23 protein-coding genes are annotated in these 22,878 nt (G+C 59.3%); 10 read left to right on the forward strand and 13 right to left on the reverse strand.

Features of this window, described 5'->3' with window-relative positions; all coding sequences use genetic code 11:
- Positions 1–1,578, reverse strand: coding sequence for a gamma-glutamyltransferase family protein (locus ACTG36_RS02445; protein ID WP_375280691.1), 1,578 nt, complete (start codon positions 1,576–1,578; stop codon positions 1–3).
- A gap of 287 nt (positions 1,579–1,865) precedes the next feature.
- Here ACTG36_RS02445 and ACTG36_RS02450 point away from each other — a divergent pair, with 287 nt between their 5' ends.
- From ACTG36_RS02450 to ACTG36_RS02485, 8 genes are all read left to right on the forward strand, one after another.
- Positions 1,866–2,315 (forward strand): GAF domain-containing protein, encoded by a 450-nt coding sequence (locus ACTG36_RS02450; RefSeq protein ID WP_439141342.1) that lies wholly within the window; start codon positions 1,866–1,868, stop codon positions 2,313–2,315.
- A gap of 109 nt (positions 2,316–2,424) precedes the next feature.
- Positions 2,425–2,994, forward strand: coding sequence for a helix-turn-helix domain-containing protein (locus tag ACTG36_RS02455; protein WP_375280701.1), 570 nt, complete (start codon positions 2,425–2,427; stop codon positions 2,992–2,994).
- Positions 2,955–3,398: a GFA family protein gene (locus ACTG36_RS02460; protein WP_375280689.1), complete on the forward strand. Its 444-nt coding sequence runs from the start codon at positions 2,955–2,957 to the stop codon at positions 3,396–3,398. Before ACTG36_RS02455 ends, ACTG36_RS02460 begins: the two co-directional genes overlap by 40 nt.
- A gap of 12 nt (positions 3,399–3,410) precedes the next feature.
- The gene (locus ACTG36_RS02465) at positions 3,411–5,861 is read left to right on the forward strand and encodes a GcvT family protein (RefSeq protein ID WP_375280688.1); all 2,451 of its coding nucleotides are present in this window, start codon (positions 3,411–3,413) and stop codon (positions 5,859–5,861) included.
- Positions 5,862–5,923: 62 nt separating this feature from the next.
- The gene (locus ACTG36_RS02470; RefSeq protein ID WP_375280687.1) at positions 5,924–6,799 is read left to right on the forward strand and encodes a homocysteine S-methyltransferase family protein; all 876 of its coding nucleotides are present in this window, start codon (positions 5,924–5,926) and stop codon (positions 6,797–6,799) included.
- A 12-nt stretch (positions 6,800–6,811) separates the two neighbouring features.
- Positions 6,812–9,250, forward strand: coding sequence for a GcvT family protein (locus tag ACTG36_RS02475; RefSeq protein WP_375280686.1), 2,439 nt, complete (start codon positions 6,812–6,814; stop codon positions 9,248–9,250).
- Between the two features lie 90 nt (positions 9,251–9,340).
- Entirely contained in the window at positions 9,341–10,249 is a 909-nt protein-coding gene (rarD, locus tag ACTG36_RS02480; RefSeq protein WP_375280685.1) for an EamA family transporter RarD, read from the forward strand.
- On the forward strand, positions 10,246–10,893 hold the full coding sequence (locus ACTG36_RS02485) for an RluA family pseudouridine synthase (protein ID WP_439141345.1): 648 nt from the start codon (positions 10,246–10,248) through the stop codon (positions 10,891–10,893). The genes rarD and ACTG36_RS02485 overlap by 4 nt, the downstream gene beginning before the upstream one ends.
- Positions 10,894–10,926: 33 nt before the next feature.
- On the opposite strand, the gene ACTG36_RS02490 is transcribed toward ACTG36_RS02485, so the two are convergent.
- Both ACTG36_RS02490 and ACTG36_RS02495 read right to left on the reverse strand, forming a co-directional pair.
- Positions 10,927–11,940 (reverse strand): serine/threonine protein kinase, encoded by a 1,014-nt coding sequence (locus tag ACTG36_RS02490; RefSeq protein ID WP_439141347.1) that lies wholly within the window; start codon positions 11,938–11,940, stop codon positions 10,927–10,929.
- Between the two features lie 32 nt (positions 11,941–11,972).
- Positions 11,973–13,394, reverse strand: a complete 1,422-nt coding sequence (locus ACTG36_RS02495) for an aldehyde dehydrogenase family protein (protein WP_375280682.1) — start codon at positions 13,392–13,394, stop codon at positions 11,973–11,975.
- Positions 13,395–13,471: 77 nt separating this feature from the next.
- Between ACTG36_RS02495 and ACTG36_RS02500 the strand changes: the two genes are divergently transcribed.
- A complete protein-coding gene (locus ACTG36_RS02500) occupies positions 13,472–14,125 on the forward strand; it encodes a peroxiredoxin (protein WP_375280681.1) in 654 nt (217 codons plus the stop codon).
- Between the two features lie 93 nt (positions 14,126–14,218).
- Here ACTG36_RS02500 and ACTG36_RS02505 read toward each other — a convergent pair whose 3' ends face one another.
- From ACTG36_RS02505 to ACTG36_RS02550, 10 genes are all read right to left on the reverse strand, one after another.
- Positions 14,219–14,761 (reverse strand): L,D-transpeptidase, encoded by a 543-nt coding sequence (locus ACTG36_RS02505; protein WP_375280680.1) that lies wholly within the window; start codon positions 14,759–14,761, stop codon positions 14,219–14,221.
- A gap of 83 nt (positions 14,762–14,844) precedes the next feature.
- The gene (locus ACTG36_RS02510) at positions 14,845–15,012 is read right to left on the reverse strand and encodes a L,D-transpeptidase family protein (RefSeq protein ID WP_375280679.1); all 168 of its coding nucleotides are present in this window, start codon (positions 15,010–15,012) and stop codon (positions 14,845–14,847) included.
- An 85-nt stretch (positions 15,013–15,097) separates the two neighbouring features.
- Positions 15,098–15,652 (reverse strand): L,D-transpeptidase, encoded by a 555-nt coding sequence (locus ACTG36_RS02515; RefSeq protein ID WP_375280678.1) that lies wholly within the window; start codon positions 15,650–15,652, stop codon positions 15,098–15,100.
- 80 nt (positions 15,653–15,732) lie between these two features.
- Positions 15,733–16,098 (reverse strand): DUF4260 domain-containing protein, encoded by a 366-nt coding sequence (locus ACTG36_RS02520; protein WP_375280677.1) that lies wholly within the window; start codon positions 16,096–16,098, stop codon positions 15,733–15,735.
- 109 nt (positions 16,099–16,207) lie between these two features.
- Complete coding sequence (pnp, locus tag ACTG36_RS02525; RefSeq protein ID WP_375280676.1) at positions 16,208–18,340, reverse strand: polyribonucleotide nucleotidyltransferase; 2,133 nt, start codon at positions 18,338–18,340, stop codon at positions 16,208–16,210.
- A 180-nt stretch (positions 18,341–18,520) separates the two neighbouring features.
- A complete protein-coding gene (locus ACTG36_RS02530; RefSeq protein ID WP_439141351.1) occupies positions 18,521–19,180 on the reverse strand; it encodes a polysaccharide deacetylase family protein in 660 nt (219 codons plus the stop codon).
- Between the two features lie 76 nt (positions 19,181–19,256).
- Positions 19,257–20,351, reverse strand: coding sequence for a THUMP domain-containing class I SAM-dependent RNA methyltransferase (locus ACTG36_RS02535; RefSeq protein ID WP_375280674.1), 1,095 nt, complete (start codon positions 20,349–20,351; stop codon positions 19,257–19,259).
- Between the two features lie 89 nt (positions 20,352–20,440).
- The gene (gene rpsO, locus ACTG36_RS02540; protein WP_296418848.1) at positions 20,441–20,710 is read right to left on the reverse strand and encodes a 30S ribosomal protein S15; all 270 of its coding nucleotides are present in this window, start codon (positions 20,708–20,710) and stop codon (positions 20,441–20,443) included.
- Between the two features lie 142 nt (positions 20,711–20,852).
- Complete coding sequence (locus ACTG36_RS02545) at positions 20,853–21,734, reverse strand: calcium-binding protein (protein WP_375280673.1); 882 nt, start codon at positions 21,732–21,734, stop codon at positions 20,853–20,855.
- Positions 21,735–21,841: 107 nt separating this feature from the next.
- On the reverse strand, positions 21,842–22,384 hold the full coding sequence (locus ACTG36_RS02550; protein WP_375280672.1) for a DUF1643 domain-containing protein: 543 nt from the start codon (positions 22,382–22,384) through the stop codon (positions 21,842–21,844).
- A gap of 64 nt (positions 22,385–22,448) precedes the next feature.
- Between ACTG36_RS02550 and ACTG36_RS02555 the strand changes: the two genes are divergently transcribed.
- Positions 22,449–22,817: a VOC family protein gene (locus ACTG36_RS02555; RefSeq protein ID WP_439141354.1), complete on the forward strand. Its 369-nt coding sequence runs from the start codon at positions 22,449–22,451 to the stop codon at positions 22,815–22,817.
- The last annotated feature ends 61 nt before the right edge of the window (positions 22,818–22,878 follow it).

The raw sequence follows: 22,878 nt of genomic DNA on the forward strand, positions 1-22,878 counted from the left end.
TTAATACCCCAACGCGATGCCGTCTTTGCGCGGATCGGACGCGCCTTCCAACATTCCGTCCTCACGCAATTTGATCGCTTGCGCGCCGCCGATTGGGGTGTCTGCGCGGGTGACCGTGTGACCTTTGTCGGCCAAGGCCTGCGCGACGGCTTCCGGATAGCCGGTCTCCACATTCAACGTGTCCCCTTCGGCAAAACAACGGGGCCGGTCGATGGCCGTTTGGGCATCCATGCCGAAATCTTCCATATTTGTCAGGAACCGCGCGTGGCCGCAGGGCTGATAGGCCCCGCCCATGACGCCAAAGGGCATCTCAATCTTACCACCACGTTTGACCATCCCGGGAATGATCGTGTGCATGGGCCGTTTGCCGCCTCCAGCCTCGTTCGGGTGGCCCTGTTCCAAGGTGAACCCTGCTGCGCGGTTCTGGAACAAGATCCCGAATTTATCGGACGCAAGGCCGGACCCAAAGCTGTGGAAAATGGAATAGATCATGGACACGCACATGCGGTCGCGGTCGACCACAGTGATATAGACCGTGTCACGATGCACAGCTTCCGCGCCGGGCAGGGACGGCGGAATCGCGGACGCGGGATCAATCATGTTGGCCAGTTTCGCGGCAGTCTCAGCGCTCAACATATGGTCCAGCCTTGCGGTGTAATCAGGGTCGGCGATGACGCGGTTGCGGGTGTCATAGGCCAGTTTGGCGGCCTCGGCCTCAAGATGCGCGCGCTCGGCCCCCATGGGGTCTAATCCCCCAATATCGAAGTGTTTAAGGATGTTGAGCATCAGGATCGCGGTCGCACCTTGGCCATTAGGCGGATGTTCGACCAGTTCTATGTCTTTGTAGGTGCCTGATACAGGCGCCGTATAATCGGCCCGCACGGACGCGAAATCATCCAAGGTGTGCAACCCGCCTGCAGCGTTCAAGGATGCGACCATGTCTTCGGCCACTTCGCCTTCGTAAAACCCCGCACGGCCCTCCATGGCCACGCGGCGCAGGACCTCTGCCTGACCGGGCGCGCGGAATATCTGGCCCACGGTCATCGGCTTGTCCTGCAGCGTATAGTGCGTGCGCCCCGCGCCATGCAGTGTTGCCCCTGATTGCGCATAATCAAAGGCGACCTTGGGCGCGATCGGAATCCCAGCGTCTGCATAGTGGATCGACGGGGCCAGCAAAGCCTTCAGGCCCAGTTTGCCGTGATCCTTGGCCAATTGGATGAACCCGTCCATCGCCCCTGGCAGGCTGATCGCATGGGGGGAGGTGAGGGGCAGGACATCCATCCCCTCCGCCCGCAACGTCGCGGCCTCAAGTGCGGCAGGCGCACGGCCCGATGCGTTCATGGCATGAACATCATCGGACCCCGGCAGGTTGAACAGACAAAACGCATCGCCCCCGATCCCTGTGGACTGTGGTTCGCACAGGCCCAGCAAAATGGCACCGGCGATGGCGGCATCCATGGCGTTACCACCGGCCTCCAACATCTGAACGGCCACTTTCGCGGCCAAAGGGTGGGACGTGGCACAGATGCCGTTTTCGGCAATAACAGCCGAACGGCCAGGGCTTTGAAAGTCGCGCATGGGTGTCTCCGTTGTCTTTGAACGGAACCTAGCATGGGTATCTTTGGGGGAAAGCCTCATAGTCCCCGACGTCGCGCACTGGGTGGGGGCTGTTAACGCGACGCCGGGATGAGCCTATGCAGCTACAGGTACTGGAATGCCCGGTGAATCGGGTGACGTTTGGGTAACTTCGGGGCAACATTGTGGTTTTTCGTCCCTAACGGTCGGTGAACCGCTTAGGGTCTGTACACTTGGCGTTTCTCTGGTTCAAAAATACCTAAACGCCACCCATCCCACATGAGGCCCCGATGCCGGATTACACCACCCTAGCCAAAACCATTGCCAGCCTGACCGAAGGCGAAGACGATACCGTCGCCCTGATGGCAACTGTCGTATGTGAGATCCATCATTTCGATGACCGCTTTGACTGGACCGGCTTTTACCGCGTCACAGCACCCGACATGTTGAAAATCGGCCCCTATCAAGGGGGGCACGGCTGTTTGCAAATTCCGTTTTCCCGCGGTGTTTGCGGGGCCGCGGCGCGCACAGGGCAGGTGCAGCTGGTCGCGGATGTGGACGCATTCGAGGGCCACATCGCCTGCGCATCCTCCACCCGGTCCGACCTGGGCTTGCCAGTGTTCAACGCCCAAAATGACGTCAGCGCGGTCTTCGATTTGGACAGCGACCAGCCGGATGCCTTTACCCAAGACGACGCAGAGGCGCTCACGTCGATCTTAAGCGACGTTTTTAGGCGCTGATTTGTCGCCAAAATTGCATTTGATGCATTTTTTGCGGGGAAATGAAAAAATCCTTTGAAATTTCACGACAGGGTGGCAATGCTCAGCCCAGCGAGGGAGTTTGCCTGACGTGATTCACGATCTGCCGCCGGAAAGCCGCACCTTGGGTGCTGACATTCGTGCCTTACGAAAGGCGCGGGGGCTGACCTTGACGGATCTGGGTGACACGTTGGGGCGGTCTGTCGGCTGGCTTAGTCAGGTTGAACGGGATTTGTCCGAACCCTCGATCACGGACTTGCGGCACATCGCGCGGGCGCTGGATGTGTCGGTGTCCAGCCTGTTTCGGTCTGCCGCCCCGGATCATGAACAAGGCGTCATCGTGCGGTCGGACGCCCGGCGGCCCATTGGGTCGCGCACCGAAGGTCTGGTCGAACAGCTGTTGTCGCCCGACCTGACCGATGATTTTGAGGTGGTGCATTCCACCTTTGAACCAAACGCTGCCATGGTTGAGGACGTGACCCGCCCCACACAAGAGGTCGGCTATATCGTGTCTGGCCGGATGCGTATTTCCATCGATGGGACGGTCTATGACCTGAACCAAGGGGACAGCTTTCGCATTCGTGGTCAGGCCTACCGTTGGGAAAACCCTTATGACGTTCCATGTGTTGCGATCTGGGTTATCGCGCCGCCGGTGTACTGATGATGGAGGACGGCGCGATGATATCCGGATCGTGTCTGTGCGACGGTGTGCGCTATCAGTTGACCGGAGAATCGCGCCCATCTGTGGCCTGTCATTGCGGCCAGTGTCGCAAAACCAGCGATCATTTCTGGTCGGCCACACAGGTGGCCACTGAACACTTTACCCTCGCCTCGGATGAGACGCTGACTTGGTTTGCGTCTTCTCAGCCGGCAAAGCGCGGCTTTTGCAATCGCTGCGGGTCGTCGCTCTTTTGGATGCACACGGGCGATGACGGCGCGGTTTCAGTCGCGACGGGCACTTTGGATGGCCCCACGGGCCTGCACACAGAAAAGCACATCTTTGTCAAAGACAAGGGTGATTACTGCGAGATCGGGGACGGACCCCCCCAGATACAGAAATACTAGGGAGCAAGACCAATGGCAGATTTTCCAACAACGGCCCGTGTGGTCATTATCGGTGGTGGCGTCGTAGGGACGTCCGCGCTGTTTCACTTGGCACGGGCGGGCTGGACGGATTGCGTCCTGCTCGAAAAGAACGAACTGACCGCAGGGTCCACATGGCACGCCGCAGGCAATGTGCCGAACTTTGCCCCGAACTGGGCCGTCATGAACATGCAGCGCTACGGCGCTGAGATGTACCGCGGTCTGGCCGATGACGTCGATTACCCGATGAACTACCACGTCACCGGCGCCATCCGTCTGGCGCACACCAAAGAACGCATGCAGGAGTTTGAAAAGATCGCAGGCCAAGCGCGCGCCCAAGGTCTGACCATGGATGTCTGCACGCCGGATGAGTTGCGTGAACACAACCCCTTCATGGAAACCCATGACCTTGCGGGTGGTCTTTGGGACCCGCTCGATGGCGATATTGACCCTGCACAGCTGACCCAAGCCATGGCCAAAGGCGCGCGGGATGCAGGTGGACACATCGAACGGTTCTGCTCCGTCACCGGCATCGACCGCGATGGTGACGAATGGATCGTGAAAACCGAAAAGGGCGACATCCGCTGCGAATTTGTCGTCAACGCCGCCGGTTATTATGCGCAACGTGTCGGTGAGATGTTCAAGCCTTTCGGCGGGCGCACCGTGCCTATGGTCGTTATGTCCCACCAGTATTTCCTGACTGGCCAACTGCCAGAGCTTGAAGCCTACACCAAGGAAAAGGGCCAGAAGATGCCCATGATCCGTGACCCCGACATCAGCTATTACCTGCGTCAGGACAAACACGGGCTGAACCTTGGCCCCTATGAACGCAACTGTAAGGCCCACTGGGTGACGCCCGAAGACCCGATGCCCGAAGACTTTTCGTTCCAGCTCTATCCCGATGATCTGGAGCGGTTGGAATTCTACATCGAAGACGCGATGGAACGCCTGCCCCTCCTGGGTGAGGGCGGTGTTGAACGCAACATCAACGGCCCAATTCCTTACGCCCCCGATGGCCTGCCGATGATTGGCCCCATGCCTGGCGTGAAAAACGCGTTTGAGGCGCATTCCTTCACCTTTGGCATCGCCCAAGGGGGCGGGGCCGGTAAGGTGCTGGCCGAATGGATCATGCATGGTGAAACCGAGATGGACATGTGGTCCGTCGATCCGCGCCGCTACACCGATTACGCCGATCACGATTATTGCCTGTCCAAGGCGTTGGAAACCTATGGCCACGAATACGCCATGCACTTCCCGCACCATGAATGGCCTGCTGGGCGCGATAAGAAACACTCGACCCTGCACAGCCGTCTGGCCGACGCGGGCGCGCAATTCGGGGCTTACAACGGGTGGGAACGCGCCAATTGGTTTGCCAAGGACGGTGAAGACACGTCCGAGGACAGCACCCAGACATGGGACCGGAATGGCCCGTGGGAACCTGCCATCAAACGTGAGGTTGAGGCCGTCATGAACGGCTGTGGCATGCTGCCGATCACAGGCTTTTCGCGCTACAAGATCGAAGGACCGGGCGCTAAGGATTTTGTGGACAGCCTGTCTGCATCGCGCCTTCCCAATCCGGGTCGCGTATCCCTGGCGTATTTCCCCGACAGCCGTGGCCGTATCCTGACGGAGACGTCTATCATGGTGCATTCCGATGACGAGGTCGGCTTGATCACGGCGGCCTTGGCCCAATGGCACGACTTTGAAGTGTTCTCGCGTCAACTGCCCGACGGTCTGACAATCACCGATCACACGACAGAGGTGGAATGCCTGTTGGTCACCGGACCCAAAGCCCGCGACATGCTGGCCCCCTTGGTGGATGGTCACGATCTGTCCAAAGGCTGGCTGACCGCATCCATGGAGGGCACTGTCGCAGGTCAGCCTTGCGCCATGATCCGCGTCTCATTTGCTGGTGAACTTGGCTGGGAAATTCATGCAAGCCCCGACGCAATGCCTGCGATCTGGGATGCCTTGTCCGACGCCGGTGTCACCCCGTTTGGCATGTATGCGCTCAATTCCATGCGGATTGAGAAAGGCTACCGCGCATGGAAGGGCGATTTGTCCACCGATTATTCCCTTCTCGAAGGGGGGCTGGACCGTTTCGTGAAGCTGGATAAACCCGTCGATTTCCCGGGCAAAGCGGCTTTGCAGGCCGAGGCTGAGGCAGGCCGCAAGAAAGGGTTCGTTACCCTTGAGATGGACCCCGGTGATCAGGATGCGCCCTACATGGCGCCCGTCTGGCACGGGGACGAAATTGTCGGTGAGGTCACGTCTTGCGCAATGGGCTATCGCACGGGTAAGTGCATCGCCTTGGGCATGCTGCGGGCGGATTGTCTGACGGAAGGCACACAGGTTGAGGTGGATGTTTTTGGCACCCGTCACAAGGCCGTCGTGCAAGCAGACCAACCTATGTGGGATCCCAAGAACGAACGCATCCGGGCATAGGGCCCAGATCAGACACACCAGTCGAAGACGCGTGGCCGCGTCTTCGATGAAAGGGATACGACATGGCTGACATTACTCTTCTCGACGGTGGCATGGGGCAGGAACTGATCCACCGTGCAGGCGACCGCCCGACACCTTTGTGGTCCACTCAGGTGATGGTCGATCATCCGGGCATGGTGGCTGATGTGCATCGTGATTTCGCCGCTGCCGGGGCCACTGTGTCCACAACGAATACCTATGCCATTCACCATGACCGGCTTGAGGGAACCGAGATGGAAAATCGTTTCGCGGACCTTCATGCCATGGCCCTGCGCGAAGTCGCCGCGGTCAACACCCGCAAGGCGGGGGCCATCGGCCCGTTGGTGCAAAGCTACCGCGCTGACATCGCCCCGGCCCATGACGTGGCCGTTCCCAAATACGCCGAAATCGCCCAGATTCTGGCCCCCTCCCTTGATCTGATCATTTGCGAAACCGTGGCCTCCGTCGACCACGCACGCGCCGTGTTTGAAGGCGCCAAGACCGCTGGAAAGCCCGTTTGGGTCGCCTTCACCGTGTCTGACCGCGACGGATCGGTCCTGCGGTCGGGTGAGCCGCTGTCGGATGGCGTGGCAGCTGTCGCTAGGGCGGATGCGGTACTGGTGAACTGTTCTGCGCCTGAGGTGATCCTACAATCGCTGGAGGTCCTGAAGGACGCAGGCGTACCTTACGGCGCCTATGCCAACGGGTTTGAACAGATCACCGAGGACTTTCTGGGCCACAAACCCACGGTAAATGCCCTCAACGCGCGGCGCGATTTCACGCCTGAGGTTTACGCCGATCACGCCATGTCGTGGGCCGATCAAGGGGCCACCATCATCGGCGGCTGCTGCGAAGTCAGCCCCGCACATATTGCTGAAATTGCCAACCGCCTCCGGGCGGCGGGTCACAGATTGATCTAATGGAGGCCCAAGATGGCTGATCTTCCTTCACGCGCTCGTGTCGTCATTATCGGTGGCGGTGTCATTGGCTGTTCGGTGGCGTATCACCTCACCAAACAGGGCTGGCAGGACGTCGTTCTGCTGGAACGCAAGCAGTTGACATCGGGCACCACGTGGCACGCGGCGGGTCTGATCGCACAGTTGCGTGCGACGCAGAATATGACGAAGCTCGCCAAATATAGCCAAGAACTCTATGGCACGCTTGAGGAGGAAACAGGCGTCGCCACCGGGTTCAAACGCTGCGGGTCGATCACAGTAGCCCTGACCGAAGAACGTCGTGAGGAAATCTATCGTCAGGCCGCGATGGCCCGTGCCTTTGGTGTGGATGTGGAAGAAATTTCACCGGATGAGGTGAAAGCGAAATACGAACACCTCAACATCGATGGTATCGTGGGCGGTGTCTATCTGCCCAAAGACGGGCAGGGCGATCCGGCCAATATTGCGCTGGCCTTGGCCAAAGGGGCCCGTCAACGGGGTGCTGTGATCAAGGAACGCGTGAAGGCCGCGGGTGTTGTGCGCGATGGCCGCCGGATCACCGCCGTGAACTGGGAAGACGAAACCGGTCAGGGCACCATCGAATGTGATCACGTGGTCAACTGCGCGGGCATGTGGGGCCGTGAGGTTGGCCAGATGCTGGGCGTGAACGTGCCGCTGCAGGCCTGCGAACACTTCTACATCGTGACCGAAGCGATTGAGGGCCTGCAACAGCTGCCCGTGCTGCGCGTGCCCGACGAATGCGCCTATTACAAAGAAGACGCGGGCAAAATGCTGCTGGGTGCCTTTGAACCCAACGCCAAACCTTGGGGCCCGATCCCGGCGGATTTTGAATTTGACCAACTGCCTGAGGATTTCGACCATTTTGAACCGATCCTAGAACAGGCGGTCGAACGTCTGCCCATGCTGGCCGAGGCAGGCATTCACACGTTCTTCAATGGCCCCGAAAGCTTCACCCCCGATGACGCCTACCACCTTGGGCTGGCCCCCGAGATGGACAATGTCTGGGTCGCGGCGGGCTTTAACTCCATCGGGATTCAATCTGCAGGGGGCGCTGGCATGGCGCTGGCACAATGGATGGATGCGGGCGAAAAGCCCTTCGATCTGGGCGATGTGGACATCAGCCGGATGCAGCCCTTCATGGGCAACAAGACCTTCTTGATGGAACGGTCGAAAGAGACGTTGGGCCTGCTTTATGCGGACCATTTCCCCTTCCGTCAAAAAGACACAGCGCGTGGCGTCCGCCGCACCCCGTTTCATCACCACCTGAAAGAACAGGGCGCGGTTTTTGGCGAACTGTCCGGCTGGGAACGGGCCAACTGGTTCGCCCGTGACGGGCAAACGGCGGAATATGCCTACAGCTGGAAACGGCAGAATTTCTTCGACAACGTTGCTGAAGAACACATGGCGGTACGTGAAAACGTCGGCATGTATGACATGTCGTCTTTCGGCAAAATCCGCGTCGAGGGGCCGGACGCAGAAGCCTTCATGAACTACGTGGGCGGTGGCGATTATTCGGTGCCCAATGGCAAGATCGTCTACACACAATTCCTCAACTCACGCGGCGGGATTGAGGCTGACGTCACCGTCACCCGCCTGACCGAAACCGCCTATCTGGTCGTGACACCTGCCGCCACACGTCTGGCGGATCAGACATGGATGGAACGCCACCGGGGTGATTTCAACGTCGTCATCACCGATGTGACAGCCGGCGAAGGCGTGCTTGCGATCATGGGTCCGAACAGCCGCAAATTGCTGCAGGCCGTGAGCCCCAATGACTTTACCAACGTCACCAATCCCTTCGGCACCGCCCAAGAGATTGAGATCGGCATGGGCGTCGCCCGTGCCCACCGCGTGACCTACGTGGGGGAATTGGGTTGGGAAATCTATGTCTCCACCGATCAGGCAGGCCATGTGTTTGAGACCCTGTTTGACGCAGGCCAAAGCATGGATCTGAAACTTTGCGGGATGCACATGATGGACACCTGCCGCATCGAAAAAGGGTTCCGCCACTTTGGACATGACATCACCTGCGAAGATCATGTGATGGAAGCGGGCCTTGGCTTTGCCGTCAAAAAGGACAAGCCGAACTACATCGGACGTGAGGCTATTTTGGACAAGCTCGAACAGGGCCTGAACAACCGGATGGTCCAATTCAAACTCACTGATCCAGAGCCGCTTTTGTACCACAACGAACCCATCCTGCGGGACGGCGAATTGGTGGGGTATCTGTCGTCGGGTGCCTACGGGCACGCGCTGGGCGGGGCCATAGGGCTGGGATATGTGCCCTGCAAGGGGGAGGCTGCGGCGGATGTCCTCGCCTCAACCTATGAGATTGATGTAATGGGCACGAAGGTCAAAGCTGAAGCCTCTCTCAAACCGATGTATGACCCCAAGTCCGAGCGCGTCAAAGTCTGACCGCCGATCAAAATTTGTGACCCCGCTGCGCACCAAATTCGATGCGTGGCGGGCTTTTCTTTTAGGGCGCGCCATGCGCAACTGCGCCCCATGAGATCACCAACAGCCAGCCACCCCCCCACACAAAACGGCGACACCCTGCGCGGCTTCAGCTTTGCGCTGGGGGCCTATGTGTTTTGGGGATTTTTGCCGCTGTACCTTAAGCTTGTCGACCATATTCCCGCAGTTGAGGTCGTGGCCCACCGCGTCATCTGGTCGGTTCCCATCGCGGGATTGGTGCTGATCTTGTTGGGGCGTACCGGGGATTTGCGCCGCGTGCTAAGCGACCCGCGCGCGCTGATGATGGGCTGCGTGACCGCCGCCCTCGTGTCGGTGAACTGGGGCATTTATGTCTGGGCGATTGCTGAAAACCGCACGTTGGATGCCGCCCTTGGCTACTACATCAACCCGCTGTTTTCCGTGTTTTTGGGCTTTGCCTTGCTGGGCGAACGTCTGACCCGCCTGCAATGGGTCGCCGTGGTGTTGGCCGCAGCGGCGGTCGTCGTGTTGACAGTCTATAACGGGTCACTGCCGTGGCCTGCGTTGACCCTGACGGTCAGCTGGGGGTTCTACGCCTATTTCAAACGGTCCCTCCCCATTGGTCCCAATCAGGGATTTCTGTTGGAGGTGCTGATCCTGACCCCGTTTGCCCTGATCTATCTTGGCTGGCTGTGGTCCGTGGGCGGCGGCGTGTTCGTGCCCCTGTCTGCGGATATGTGGTTGCTGATTGGCTGCGGTGTGGCGACGGCGGTGCCTTTGATGCTCTATGCCAATGGGGCCAAGGGGCTGCGGCTGACGACCATCGGGATCATGCAGTACATTGCGCCGACGATGATCATGCTGGTGGCCGTCCTTGCCTTTGATGAACCCTTCGGCACGGCCCGCGCCATTGCCTTTCCGATGATCTGGGCCGCCCTTGCGCTCTATACCTACTCCATGTTCCGGAACCGCCGGTCATGAGCGATGACTACGCCCCACCGACCGACCCATTGGATGTGATCCACCACGACCACGAAATCCTCATCGTGAACAAACCCTCCGGCTTGTTGTCGGTGCCGGGCAAGGGGCCGCATTTGGCCGATTGTCTGATCGCCCGCGTGCAAGAGGTGTTTCCGACCGCTTTGCTGATCCACCGCCTTGATCGCGACACCAGCGGCGTGATGGTCTTTGCCCTGACACCCCACGCCCAACGCCACATCGGGTTGCAGTTTGAAAAACGTCAGACCAAGAAAACCTATGTGGCGCGGGTGGCGGGGCGTCTGGACCCCAAGACCGGAACCGTTGATTTGCCGCTGATCGTCGACTGGCCCAACAGGCCGAAACAGATGGTCTGTCATGAAACCGGCAAGCAGGCCGTGACCGACTGGCGGGTCGTCAAATCCAGTGATGACGAAAGCCGCGTGCGGCTGATGCCCAAGACTGGCCGCAGCCATCAGCTGCGGGTGCATGTGCTGGCCTTGGGCCATCCGATCCTTGGTGATCCGTTCTATGCGACGGGACCGGCACGGGACCACCCGCGCCTGATGCTCCATTCCGAGGAATTGCGCCTGCGTCATCCCGATGGAGGTGAGGGCGTGCGGTTCCGCGCCAAAGCGCCGTTCTGACACGCCCCGACCCGGCGTTCCGCCGATCCGAGGCTAAAGTCCCGCCAACCGCCGGTCAGTGAGGTTCTGCCGTTGGGCAACGATCTCAGCCGTTTGGCTTTCAAGCTCGGGTTGCTGCGCCAGCAGCTGGTCGAGCTCATCAAGTCGGTTCATGGCAATCAAGTCCAGAACATCACCGCCAGGCAGCGTGGTGACGGGCTGGATAAGGGCCACGCGGGCGGGCGCGATCAGATTACGCGCCTGCACCGCAGACAAATCCGTCTCAACAAACGCATAGATGCCACTGCCCTTGGCGGGCAAGGCAAATGGGCTCAGGTGAACGGCTGTCACGCGAGGGTGGGCCATCAAATCCGCCTCAATCTGCGCGCCCTCTGCCGCGATGCGGTTTCCGGTGCCTTCGCCGTCGGACCAGTTGAACAGGCCACGGGTGACGGCATTGTAGGCCTTCTTTCCTGTCGCCATCCAAATGCGTGTCGGCAGGCTTTTGCGCGCCAGCATCCGGCGTTCGGATGCGGTCAGAAGGTCCGGTGCGTAGCGACGTTTCTGTTTCACCAGATGACGCAGGTCTTCGTAGCCCATGATGCGGAAAATCTTGCCCCGTCGCCGGTGGACGGAGGCCAGTTGGAAATCAATCACCTCCGCCTGACCATCCGGCCCCATCAGCCAGTTTTGCGGCTTTGCCAGATCATTGTGGGTCACGCCACGGCGGCGCATATCCCGCAGGATGCGTTTGGCATCGTGGTAAAACGCCGCTTGGGTGGGTTTTGCAAGGTTCAGGGGCATACCCTCGGACCAACTGCGCAGAATGCCGCTGTCATCGACACGGATCAGATCGGGGGTGCCGGGGATGCCGGTCACAAGCTTGAGGGATTTGATTTCCTTGCGCGCCAGAAAACCTGCGATGGGCTTGGCCCACCACGGGACGCCATCCAGCTTGCGCAACACCAGTTTGGTGTCCGGCGCGTCCTCAAGATGGCCTGACACCGTTTCTGAGAATTCGTCCCGTTTGTGGACGGTCGTTGGAATGAAACGAGGGGGCGCGGACATGAGAGGTCTCTATCCGCGCCCGAGTTTCGAGTCTAGCTCCAGCCGCTGACGGCCTTCACTTCCAAAAATTCTTCCAGCCCGTACAGGCCACCCTCACGGCCGTTGCCGGACTGCTTGTAGCCACCGAACGGGGATCCTTGTGCAAAGCCCTGACCGTTGGTTTCGACCATGCCGGACCGCAGGCGACGGGCGGCATAGTGGCGCTTTTCGTCATCAGGGGTCTGGATGTAATTGGTCAACCCGTAGTCCGTGTCATTGGCAATCGCGATCGCTTCATCGATGGTGTCGAACTTCATGATCGCAAGGACGGGGCCGAAGACCTCTTCACGCGCGATGGTCATGTCGTTGGTCACATCGGCGATGACCGTCGGCTTGACGTAGTAGCCACGGTTCAACCCGTCGGGGCGACCCAAACCACCTGCAGTCAGGCGGCCTTCGCCCATCCCGACTTCGATCAGGCCTTGAATTTTGTCGAACTGCGCTTTGGACACGACGGGGCCGATGTGCTTGCCTTCCTCAGACGCGGGGCCAACCTTGGTTTCCTCGGCCACACGCGACGCGATCTCAACCGCTTCGTCATAGAAGCTGCTTTCGACCAGCATTCTGGTCGGGGCATTGCACGACTGACCCGAATTGCGGAAACAGCGGGATGCGCCGTATTCCACGCCTTTGGCGCCGGCATCTGCAAAGACCAGATTGGCCCCTTTGCCGCCCAGTTCCAGAGACACCCGCTTCAGCGTATCTGCTGCGGATTTTGAGATCAGTTTCCCCGCACGGCTGGACCCTGTGAACGAAACCATATCCACGTCCGGATGGGCAGACAGCTGTGACCCTACGCCCACGCCATCCCCGTTGAGCATGTTGAAGACGCCTTTGGGGAAACCGGCCTCATCCATAAATTCCGCGAACAGCAAGCCGGACAGGGGTGCGATCTCGGATGGTTTGAGGATTGTGGTGCAGCCGACGGCAATCGCGGGCACGGCCTTCAACACGATCTGGTTCATTGGCCAGTTCCACGGCGTGATCAAAGCACAAACGCCAATGGGTTCCAGAAGGGTCTTTTCAGTGCCGGTATAGTCCCGTTCAAAAGACATCTTGTCGAAGGCTTTGATGAACCCCTCCAAGTGCCAAGAGCCGGCACCCACCTGATTGACGCGGGACATGGAAATCGGTGCGCCCATTTCCATGGACATGGCCTGGGCCATCTCTTCTTGGCGGTCGTTGTAAACCTCAAGCAGGCGGTTCAGCAGGGCCATCTTTTCGGATTTGTCGACAAAGGCCCAATCGGGGAACGCGGCTTTGGCGGCGGCCACGGCGGCGTCCGTGTCGGCCTGATCGCCCAGCGAAATGACGGCGCAGGCCTCTTCTGTGGAAGGGTCAATGACCTGATAATCGTTTGCTTTCGCAGGGCTGACCCACGCGCCGTTGATGTAGAAATCGCGTTTCTCGAGCATGGTTTTGGGTCCTTCGGTTGGAATGCTTTCATGGACTCATATATGATCAACAACAGCAAACAAGAAGGAGTGCCGACATGGGTCTGCGCATCAACGACACGATTCCCGATTTGACCGTCGAAACCGACCAAGGGACGCTGTCCCTGCACGACTGGATCGGCGACAGCTGGGCGATCATTTTCAGCCACCCCAAGGATTTTACCCCCGTTTGCACCACGGAATTCGGTGCGGTGGCCCAATTGGCTGCGGAATGGGAAAAGCGCGGCACCAAGGTGATGGGTGTGTCCGTGGACGGTGTCGAAGAACACACCAAGTGGAAAAAGGACATTGAGGCGGTGGGCGGCGCGCCTGCGAACTTCCCGATTGTGGCCGACGACGGGCTGGAAATTTCCAAAGCCTTCGACATGCTGCCGGCTGAGGCCTATATGCCCGACGGCCGCACGCCAGCGGACAGCGCCACGGTGCGGTCTGTGTTCATTATCGGCCCCGACAAGCAGCTGAAGCTGTCGATGACCTACCCGATGACCGTGGGCCGCAACTTCGCAGAGGTGCTGCGCGCTTTGGACGGGTTGCAAACCTCAGCTCGTGAAGGCGTGGCGACACCTGCGAACTGGCAGGTCGGTCAGGATGTAGTGGTGCCAGTGGCGGTGTCCGATGAGGACGCGATCGCCAAGTACGGCGCGATTGACACCAAGCTGCCTTACCTGCGGATGGCGAAACTGCCAAAGTGACGGGTGCGGCGCTGTCTGCCTCACGGCAGAGGCGCCCCGCCCTCCGTCCCATATGACGAAAGGCCCCGCCGGTCTGGTGGGGCCTTTTGACGTTCAGGCGTGGAGGACCACGACTGTGTCGGTGGGCACACGTGTGTACAGATCGCGCACATCATCGTTGGTCATGCGCACGCAGCCGTTGGACACGCGCCGACCGATGCCGCTGTTGTCCGGCGATCCGTGGATGCGCAGATACGTGTCACGGCCATTTTCATAAAGATAGAGCGCCCGCGCCCCCAAAGGATTCATCCCGCCGCCCGGCATCCCGTCGGCGTAGGGGCCGTATTTGTCGAGATCGCGCCGGATCATGGCGGGGGTCGGTGTCCAGCGGGGCCATTCGGCCTTGCGCCGGATCATATAGGCGCCCGGTTCCCAGCGGTCTTGCGGCGCAACGCCCACGTCGTATTTCATCGCTTCGCGTCGCGGCAGGGTCCAATTGAGTGCAAACTCGTCCGGGACGACATGAATTTGCCCCGCAGGCACTTGGCCAGCCAAGGGAACGATGCGCGGGGTTGCGGCGGAGGCTGCAACAACACTTGGTGCCGCAAGGGCTGCAGCGGCGCTGGTGAAAAGGGTGCGTCGGTTCAGACGGGTCATCTTATGTCCTTTCGATATGTCTATCGTTTGAGGACACAACACGGGCTTACGGGCTTACGGGCTGCGGTTCTGTGGGCCGCCTGTCAGCGCAGCCGGACCTGCGTGCCGACAGGCACGCGGTTGTATAAAACAAGGGCTTCGGCCTTAAGCATCTGCACACAACCATTCGACAGATATCGTCCCGTGACGCGACGGTTGGGCGGGCTGCCGTGGATACGAAACAGCGGGGCAGGCCATGCTTGCGGCAGCACCGTTCAGAAGCATGCGTCGGGTCAGGTGTGTCATGCCAGCCTCCGCGCCGTTGGATGGGGCCAATTCAGGACTGGCCCCAGCGACTTAGTGCAGGACGGCACGGGTGCCCAAAGGCACACGGTTGTACAGATCGGAAATGTGGCTGTTCACCAGACGCACGCAGCCGTTCGACACGGCGGACCCGATGGTGCGGGGCGCGTTGGTGCCATGGATGCGCAGGTATGTGTCGCGCGACCCTTGGAACAGATACAGCGCACGGGCGCCCAGCGGATTGTCGATCCCGCCTTCCATACCGTCCTCAAACGGTTTGTATGCCGCAGGATCACGTTCGATCATCTCAGGGGTCGGCGTCCAGCGGGGCCATTCTTTCTTTGCGTTGATCCGGAAATCCCCGCTTTCATACAAGTTCGCTCGGCCGATGCCCACGGAATAGGTCAGCGCCAGACCGGGGCCAAGCATCCAGTACAGCTTGAAGCTTTGCGGCTCTACGTGGATTTCGCCAGGGGCGTAGTCGCGGTTGATTTGTTCCACACGTGGCAGTTGGCTTTCAGGCACCAGATATTGCGCAGCGGCAGGTGATGCAGCGGCAAGACCGGCCGTAGCGGCAGCCGTGTTCAGAAAATGGCGACGTGTAAACATTGTGATCCCTCGGTATAGACAGCTGCCGTAATATGCCCTTGATGGGCCGTTCGGGCAAGGGACGGGTCTTCACAATAGGGTCAGGGTTTCCCGACCTTGCCCAGATGTGTGTCAGAAAAGCCGCTTTCTTCCTTGAGCCCATAGCCTAGCAACCGGTCAAATCCGCTATGGGCGAGCCAAAGAGCACCCAAGCCCGCGAAGACTTGGGAATCGGTCCAAAGACCCGCGGCCATAACGATCGCCCCAAATCCATAGATGTGGACCGCGTTGTAGACGTAAGACCCTATGCGGTTTCCCAAGGCATAGGCAGCAAAGCTCAGATCAGGTGCGAAGAACCACAACACTGCGGCCCACCATGCAAAACCTGATCCTGTCACCACGAAGACCGATAGCCCGGCAAGAAGAACAATCCCGCCTTCAAGGCGCTGCCATGTGACTGTGCTCATCTTTTGCTCCCTATGTTAATGTTTGTTACATGGGGGCACAGTTTCAGGTGTTCAAGAAAAAGGCCCCGATGTTTCCACCGGGGCCTTCTGAATTTCAAAGATCGGGGACTTAGTCCTCTTTCTCTTCTTTGGCGGCTTCTTCGCCGGTTTCCTGATCGACCATCTTCATGGCCAAACGCACCTTGCCACGGTCATCAAAGCCCAGAAGTTTCACGTAAACTTCCTGACCTTCTTTCAGAACGTCGGAGGGGTGGTTCAGGCGGCGGTTCTCAATCTGAGAGACGTGCACAAGGCCGTCTTTCTTGCCGAAGAAGTTCACAAACGCACCGAAGTCGACGATTTTGACCACTGTGCCTTTGTAGATCATGCCTTCTTCAGGCTCTGCCACGATGGAGTGGATCATGTCGTAGGCTTTCTTGATAGCGTCGCCATTTGGCGATGCGATCTTGATGATGCCTTCGTCGTTGATGTCGACCTTCGCGCCGGACACTTCCACGATTTCGCGGATGACCTTACCACCCGAACCGATGACTTCGCGGATTTTGTCCGTTGGCACCTGCATGGTTTCAATGCGTGGCGCGTGGACAGAGAAGTCGGAGGCGCTGGACAGCGCTTTGTTCATCTCGCCCAGGATGTGCAGACGACCTTCCTTGGCTTGGGCCAAGGCTTTCTTCATGATCTCGGGCGTGATGCCTGCGATCTTGATGTCCATCTGCAAGGACGTGATGCCGTTTTCTGTACCGGCAACCTTAAAGTCCATATCGCCCAAGTGGTCTTCGTCACCCAAGATATCGGACAGAACCGCATAGTCGCCGTCCTCTTCAAGGATCAGACCCATGGCCACACCGGCAACCGGTGCTTTCAGCGGCACACCCGCGTCCATCATGGACAAGGAACCACCACAGACAGACGCCATGGAGGACGAGCCGTTGGATTCCGTGATCTCAGACACCACGCGGACCGTGTAAGGGAAGTCGGTGGCAGCGGGCAGAACGGCCTGAAGGGCGCGCCATGCCAGTTTGCCGTGACCAATCTCACGACGTCCGGGAGGACCAAAGCGACCAACTTCACCCACCGAATAGGGAGGGAAGTTATAATGCAGTAGGAAGTTCGACTTATACATACCCTGCAGGCTGTCGATCATCTGCTCATCATCGCCGGTGCCCAATGTGGTCACAACCAGACCTTGGGTTTCACCACGTGTGAAGAGGGCAGAGCCGTGCGTCCGTGGCAGAAGACCCACTTCGGACACGATGTCACGGATTTCGTCGGTCTTACGACCGTCGATCCGCTTACCGGTTTTCACAACGTCACCGCGCAGGATGGACGCCTCAAGCTTTTTCATAGCGGAGCCAAGGTTGGCATCCTCAAGCTGCTCATCGCTCAACGCGGCCTTGACGGTCTCACGGGCGGCGGCAACAGCAGTGGTGCGTTCCTGCTTGTCGGAAATTGCGAAAGCGGCGCGCATTTCTTTTTCACCGGCTTTCTTCACTGCGTCGTACAGATCGGAATAGTCGGGGGCTTGGAAATCAAACGGCTCTTTCGCGCAGTCTTCGGCCAGATCAATGATCAGGTCGATGACAGGCTGGATCTGCTCATGTGCGAATTCCACAGCACCGAGCATTTCTTCCTCGGACAGCTCATAGGCCTCGGATTCAACCATCATCACGGCGTCTCTGGTGCCGGCAACAACGAGGTCGAGACGCTGCTCAGGGTTGTTGCGCAGGTTGTGCATATCGTCGAGTTCGGGGTTCAGGATGTAATCGCCATCCTCATAACCCACACGACAGGCAGCAATCGGGCCCATGAACGGCGCGCCAGAGATTGTCAGCGCGGCGGAGGCTGCAACCATGGCAACCATGTCGGGGTCGTTGACCAGATCGTGGCTGAGAACGGTACAGATCACGAGGACCTCGTTCTTGAAGCCATTGACGAACAGCGGGCGGATCGGACGGTCAATCAGACGGCTTGTCAGCGTCTCTTTTTCCGTGGGGCGCGCTTCGCGCTTGAAGAAGCCACCGGGGACTTTACCTGCGGCGTAATACTTTTCGTTGTAGTGCACGGTCAGCGGGAAGAAATCTTGACCCGGCTTTTGCTGCTTGGCGAATGTCACGTTGGCCATGACCGAGGTTTCGCCATAGGTCGCGATGACAGAACCATCGGCCTGACGGGCAACCTTGCCCGTTTCCAGTGTCAGCGTTTCTTCGCCCCACTGAATGGATTTTTTCACTTCTTTAAACATCTATAGTTTCCTATCTGGAAGCACTCCCAGGCGAACCCTGGGTCTTCCGTATCATTGGTGGCCCCATTGCCACCGACCCCAATCCTTTTGTGTGCGCCGGGGTCTTTGCGTCACGTCTCAGATACCGTGCGTCTACAGGGGTTTGGGCCGTTTGGGAAGGGGGGCTAAAATTCGCGAATTTTAGCGGGCCGCATCCAGCGCGATCAGCTCCGACACGGTGACAAAGTCGAAACCCCGCGCACGCAACCCGGCGATAATCAACGGCAAAGTCGCGCGGCTGCTGTCGTTGCCGGAATATATCCCGTGCAGCAGGATGATATCCCCGGCTTGGGTGGTTTCAATCACGTGCGCGGCGAGGTCTTGGGGCGGCGCGTCAAACGCCAGATCGGTCTCAGGCTCCACGGACCACATGATTGTTGTGCGGTCATGTTGGGCCAAGACCCAAGGCAGGACGACCAGTTTGCGCCCATAGGGCGGGCGGAAGTGCAGGGTGCCTTCGTAGCCAAGCGTCCGGATCGCCGCATCGGTTTTGCGCAGCTGGCGGCGGACCTCCCACGGGGGCATCGCCACCATACGACGGTGGTTCCATGAATGGTTTCCGACCTCATGCCCTGCATCTACCACGGCCTGTGCGCCCTCTGGAAAGGCCGTGACCTCCCGTCCGGTCAGAAAGAAGGTGGCGGTGACGTCGGCCTTGTCCAAGATGTCCAGCAAGGGTGCTGTGAACCGCCGCGTCGGCCCGTCATCAAGGGTCAGCGCGACAACTGGTCTATCCGTAACTACTTGGTGGACAAAATGGCCGAACATCTGCCTGTCGCGCTGGCGGCTGTAGTCAAACAAAGGCCTGCAGCACTGTCGCAAGAACGATCAGGCAGGCGGCGGCGAGGACAATCCGTTTCATGCCCCCCACCTTGGGTTAGATCACATCCGTTTGCCAGAGCCGCACTTTCGTGCCGCCATGGTTGACCACAGGTCCCGCCGGTTTGAACGGCAGACCGGTGGCCTTGGCCAGTGCGTCGTCACTGGTGACGATGGCGGCGCGCCAGCCTTTGAAGTGGCTTTTCATCCGGTCGCCGAAGCTGGAATAGAGCCCGTAGAGCGGGGTCTTGTTGCCAATCCGCGCGCCGTAAGGCGGGTTGCAGATGACCAGACCGGGGGTGTCCGTCGGCGGGGTGATATCGCTGATCAACTTGGCGTCAAACGTGGCCACATCCGCAACACCGGCGCGGGTGGCATTGGCGGTGGACATGGCCACCGCCCCTTGGTCACGGTCGCTGCCGTAAACGCCATGCGCTGCAGGGCGGTCGGGGCTGCCCATGGCGGCAAAGGCCTGCGCATCGTAGTTGGGAAAAGACTGGAAGGCGAAATCCCGGCCGCGGCCGGGGTCCAGCCGACGGGCGATTTCGGCGGCTTCAATGACGAACGTGCCGGACCCGCACATGGGGTCATAAAGGGGGGTCTTCCCGTTGAATTTGGCTTCGCGCAGAAACATCGCGGCCATGGTTTCGCGCATGGGGGCCTTGTTCACGGCCTCCTTATGGCCACGTTTGTGCAAGCTGTCGCCGGAGGTATCGAGCGACAGCGTCACGTGATCACGGTCAATCCGGACGCGGATCGCCACGTCGGCGGGATATTCCGGTTCAGGGGTGACAAAGCCATGACCTGCGAGCGCGGTTTCCACCCGTTCTTTCGCAGCACCTGCGTGATAAATCTTGGATTTGTGGCACGTAGCCTCAACAGCGACCGTTGCGTATTTGGGCAGGATTTCGGGCCAGTCGAATTCGCGCGTGTTCAGTTCCAGCTGCGACAGATACAGCGCGCGAAACGTGACCAGCCGCGCCAGCACACGGGTTGCGCCCCGCAATTGCAGGTTCGCGCGCCAGATGTCGGGCCACTCCCCCCGGATCGTCACACCGCCTGAAATCGTTTCGGTGACTTTAAAGCCCTTTTCGCGGGCTTCGGCGGCCAGAAAGTCTTCTTGGCCGAGTGCAGTGATGAGGAACATATCCATGGTGCGTGGCTATACCGTATGAGGGAAAAGAAAAACCGCCCACGGGGTGTCCCGTAGGCGGTTGAATTCTTGCAAGACGTGCCGCTGGTTCAGCGACGGATGCCCAGGCGTTTGATCAGGTCCTGATAGCGGGCCTCATCCTTGGCTTTGGTGTAATCCAGAAGCTTACGACGCAGAGCGACCATTTTCAAAAGGCCACGGCGACCGTGGTTGTCTTTCTTGTGGGTCTTAAAGTGCTCGGTCAGGGTGGTGATGCGGGATGTGAGGATCGCAACCTGAACTTCTGGCGAACCTGTGTCGCCGTCCTTGATTGCAAATTCCTTCATCAGGCGTGCTTTTTCTTCAGCAGTAATCGACATCGGGGTCTCCTTGGTTAAAGGGTGAATGGCACAAGCCGGGATGTCGTCCAGCAGGGCCCGTGGAGGGTGAACTGTGCCAGTTGCCCGACGCAGATGCGGGCGTATAGGAAGATTCTATGCCCTTGGCAAAGGGTTTCTGGCCTTAGGCGGCCGCGTCTTCGCTGACCAGACGCACTGTGCTGACGTCAAAGTCCGTCACGCCGACCAAGTTCGCCACAGGTTCGCCGTCCGCCAGAAGGACAAGACCACCGGCGCTGTCTTGCGTGGTCAGGACCGGTTCGTCGCCCGAGAAATTCAGGACAAGCACGTCTTCATCGGAAAAATCCATGATTTGTATGTTGCCATTCACAATCTCAAACGTATCGGCGTCCTGTCCGCCGGTCATGACATCACCGTCGTTGCCGATCAGATGGTCATTGCCTTCGGATCCGTTGAGGTAGTCGCGTTCGGCCACATCTTCGCCGGTGGCACCATCTACCACATCGTTGCCCTCGCTGCCCTGTAGGTTGTCTTGGCCAGCCCCGCCGATCAGCGTGTCGTCGCCCCAACCACCCAACAGGTCATCATCGTCGTCGTAGCCATAAAGATCGTCATCGCCACCACCGCCTTGCATCCGGTCTGCACCATCACCACCCGACATAATATCATTGCCAATATGCCCATCCAGCTGGTCATCGCCCGCGCCGCCGGTCAGGGTGTCATCTCCTTCGCCGCCCAACAGCTGATCGTCGCCGTCTTCGCCGATCAAGGTGTCATCGCCATCACGGCCATGGATAAAATCATCCCCTGCTGCGCCGCCGATTGTATCGGCGTCTTGGGTGCCGAATTCTTCGACATGGGACGGGCCGCCCGCTGTCAGGACATCGGTGTTTTCTTCGTCCAGAAGTTCCAGCAAATCGCCCTCGACGGTTTCTTCATGCAGATCGGGGTGCGTTGGGCCATCAGCGTCCGCGTCCTCTTGTTCCAGTCCGATAAGGGCCGTTCCGGCAAGGGCGACGCCAATCAATCCTAGAAGTGCAAGCATGTCGATGACCTAATCAAGTTTACCATTGGGAACAAAACACAGGTGCGGACCGGTGTAACTGGCCCTCCAGATAGCGAACAAAACGCGAAAAGGCGCTGAAATTCGACTCAGATGGTTAACGAGCTGGCCATAGCGCCCGAGCCGAAATTCCACGGCTGGGGGCTTTGCGTGTATGCGATGTAGAGAGGATGTTTTGGGTGTCCCGCTTTGCTAAGGCCAAGGTGGAACAGCGGCGCGCCGGTGGCCTGCACCATCGCCGCCACCTGTGGGCCACGGCAAAGGTGTTCGCCGTGGGTGCCCCATGCGCAGATGGTGGCGTCTGCCCAATCGGTGGCCTCAAGGATCGCGGCATCATTGGTGGGGCCAATAGGATCGGCTGCTTGGCGCATCTTGCGCGGATCGGTATCACGCCACGCAAAAATGTTGGTCACGCGAAAGGCCCCGTGCCCCAGCGCCCGCGCGCGGCGTTCGCAGCGTTCGACCGTCGGATCATTCTGGACCTCAGTCGCGGTGGAGGGGTTGAGCATGACAAAATGCACGCGACTGCCCGCCTCATCCCACGTGCGGGTCAGCGAATACCGGTACCGTTCACAGTCTGAATAGACCGCGGTGGAGGGCGCGTCGCCTTTGATATGGGTGCGGGTGATCATGGGGCGGTTATGACGAAGGCCGGTGTGATGTGCTAGAGTAGGGGCATTCACGAAAGGACATCTTATGCAACTTGGAGCGTTTTCAATAAGTCTGTCTGTCAAAGACCTCGCCACATCCATCGCGTTTTATTCCGATCTCGGGTTTGAAAGGTTCGCCGGCCAAGGCGAACACGGCTCTGCGATCATGAAAAGCGGTGACACCTTAGTGGGCCTGTTTCAGGGGATGTTTGAAGGCAACATGCTGACCTTCAATCCCGGTTGGGATCAATCAGCAGGTGAGGTGAACCCCTTCGAGGACGTGCGCGTCATCAAGGACAAAGTGAAGGCCGCAGGACATGCGGTCAGCCAAGAACAGGGGGACGCTACGGGGCCCGCGTCCTTTGTTGTGATTGACCCGGACGGAAACCCGATCCTGTTTGACCAACACCGGTAGGATAGGGGGCTGATCGGCCCTCCCGGGGGGGGGTGGGCCAGATGAACGAGGGGGTGGTATT

It is taken from the genome of Pseudooctadecabacter sp., assembly GCF_965657175.1.
Classification (GTDB): domain Bacteria; phylum Pseudomonadota; class Alphaproteobacteria; order Rhodobacterales; family Rhodobacteraceae; genus Octadecabacter.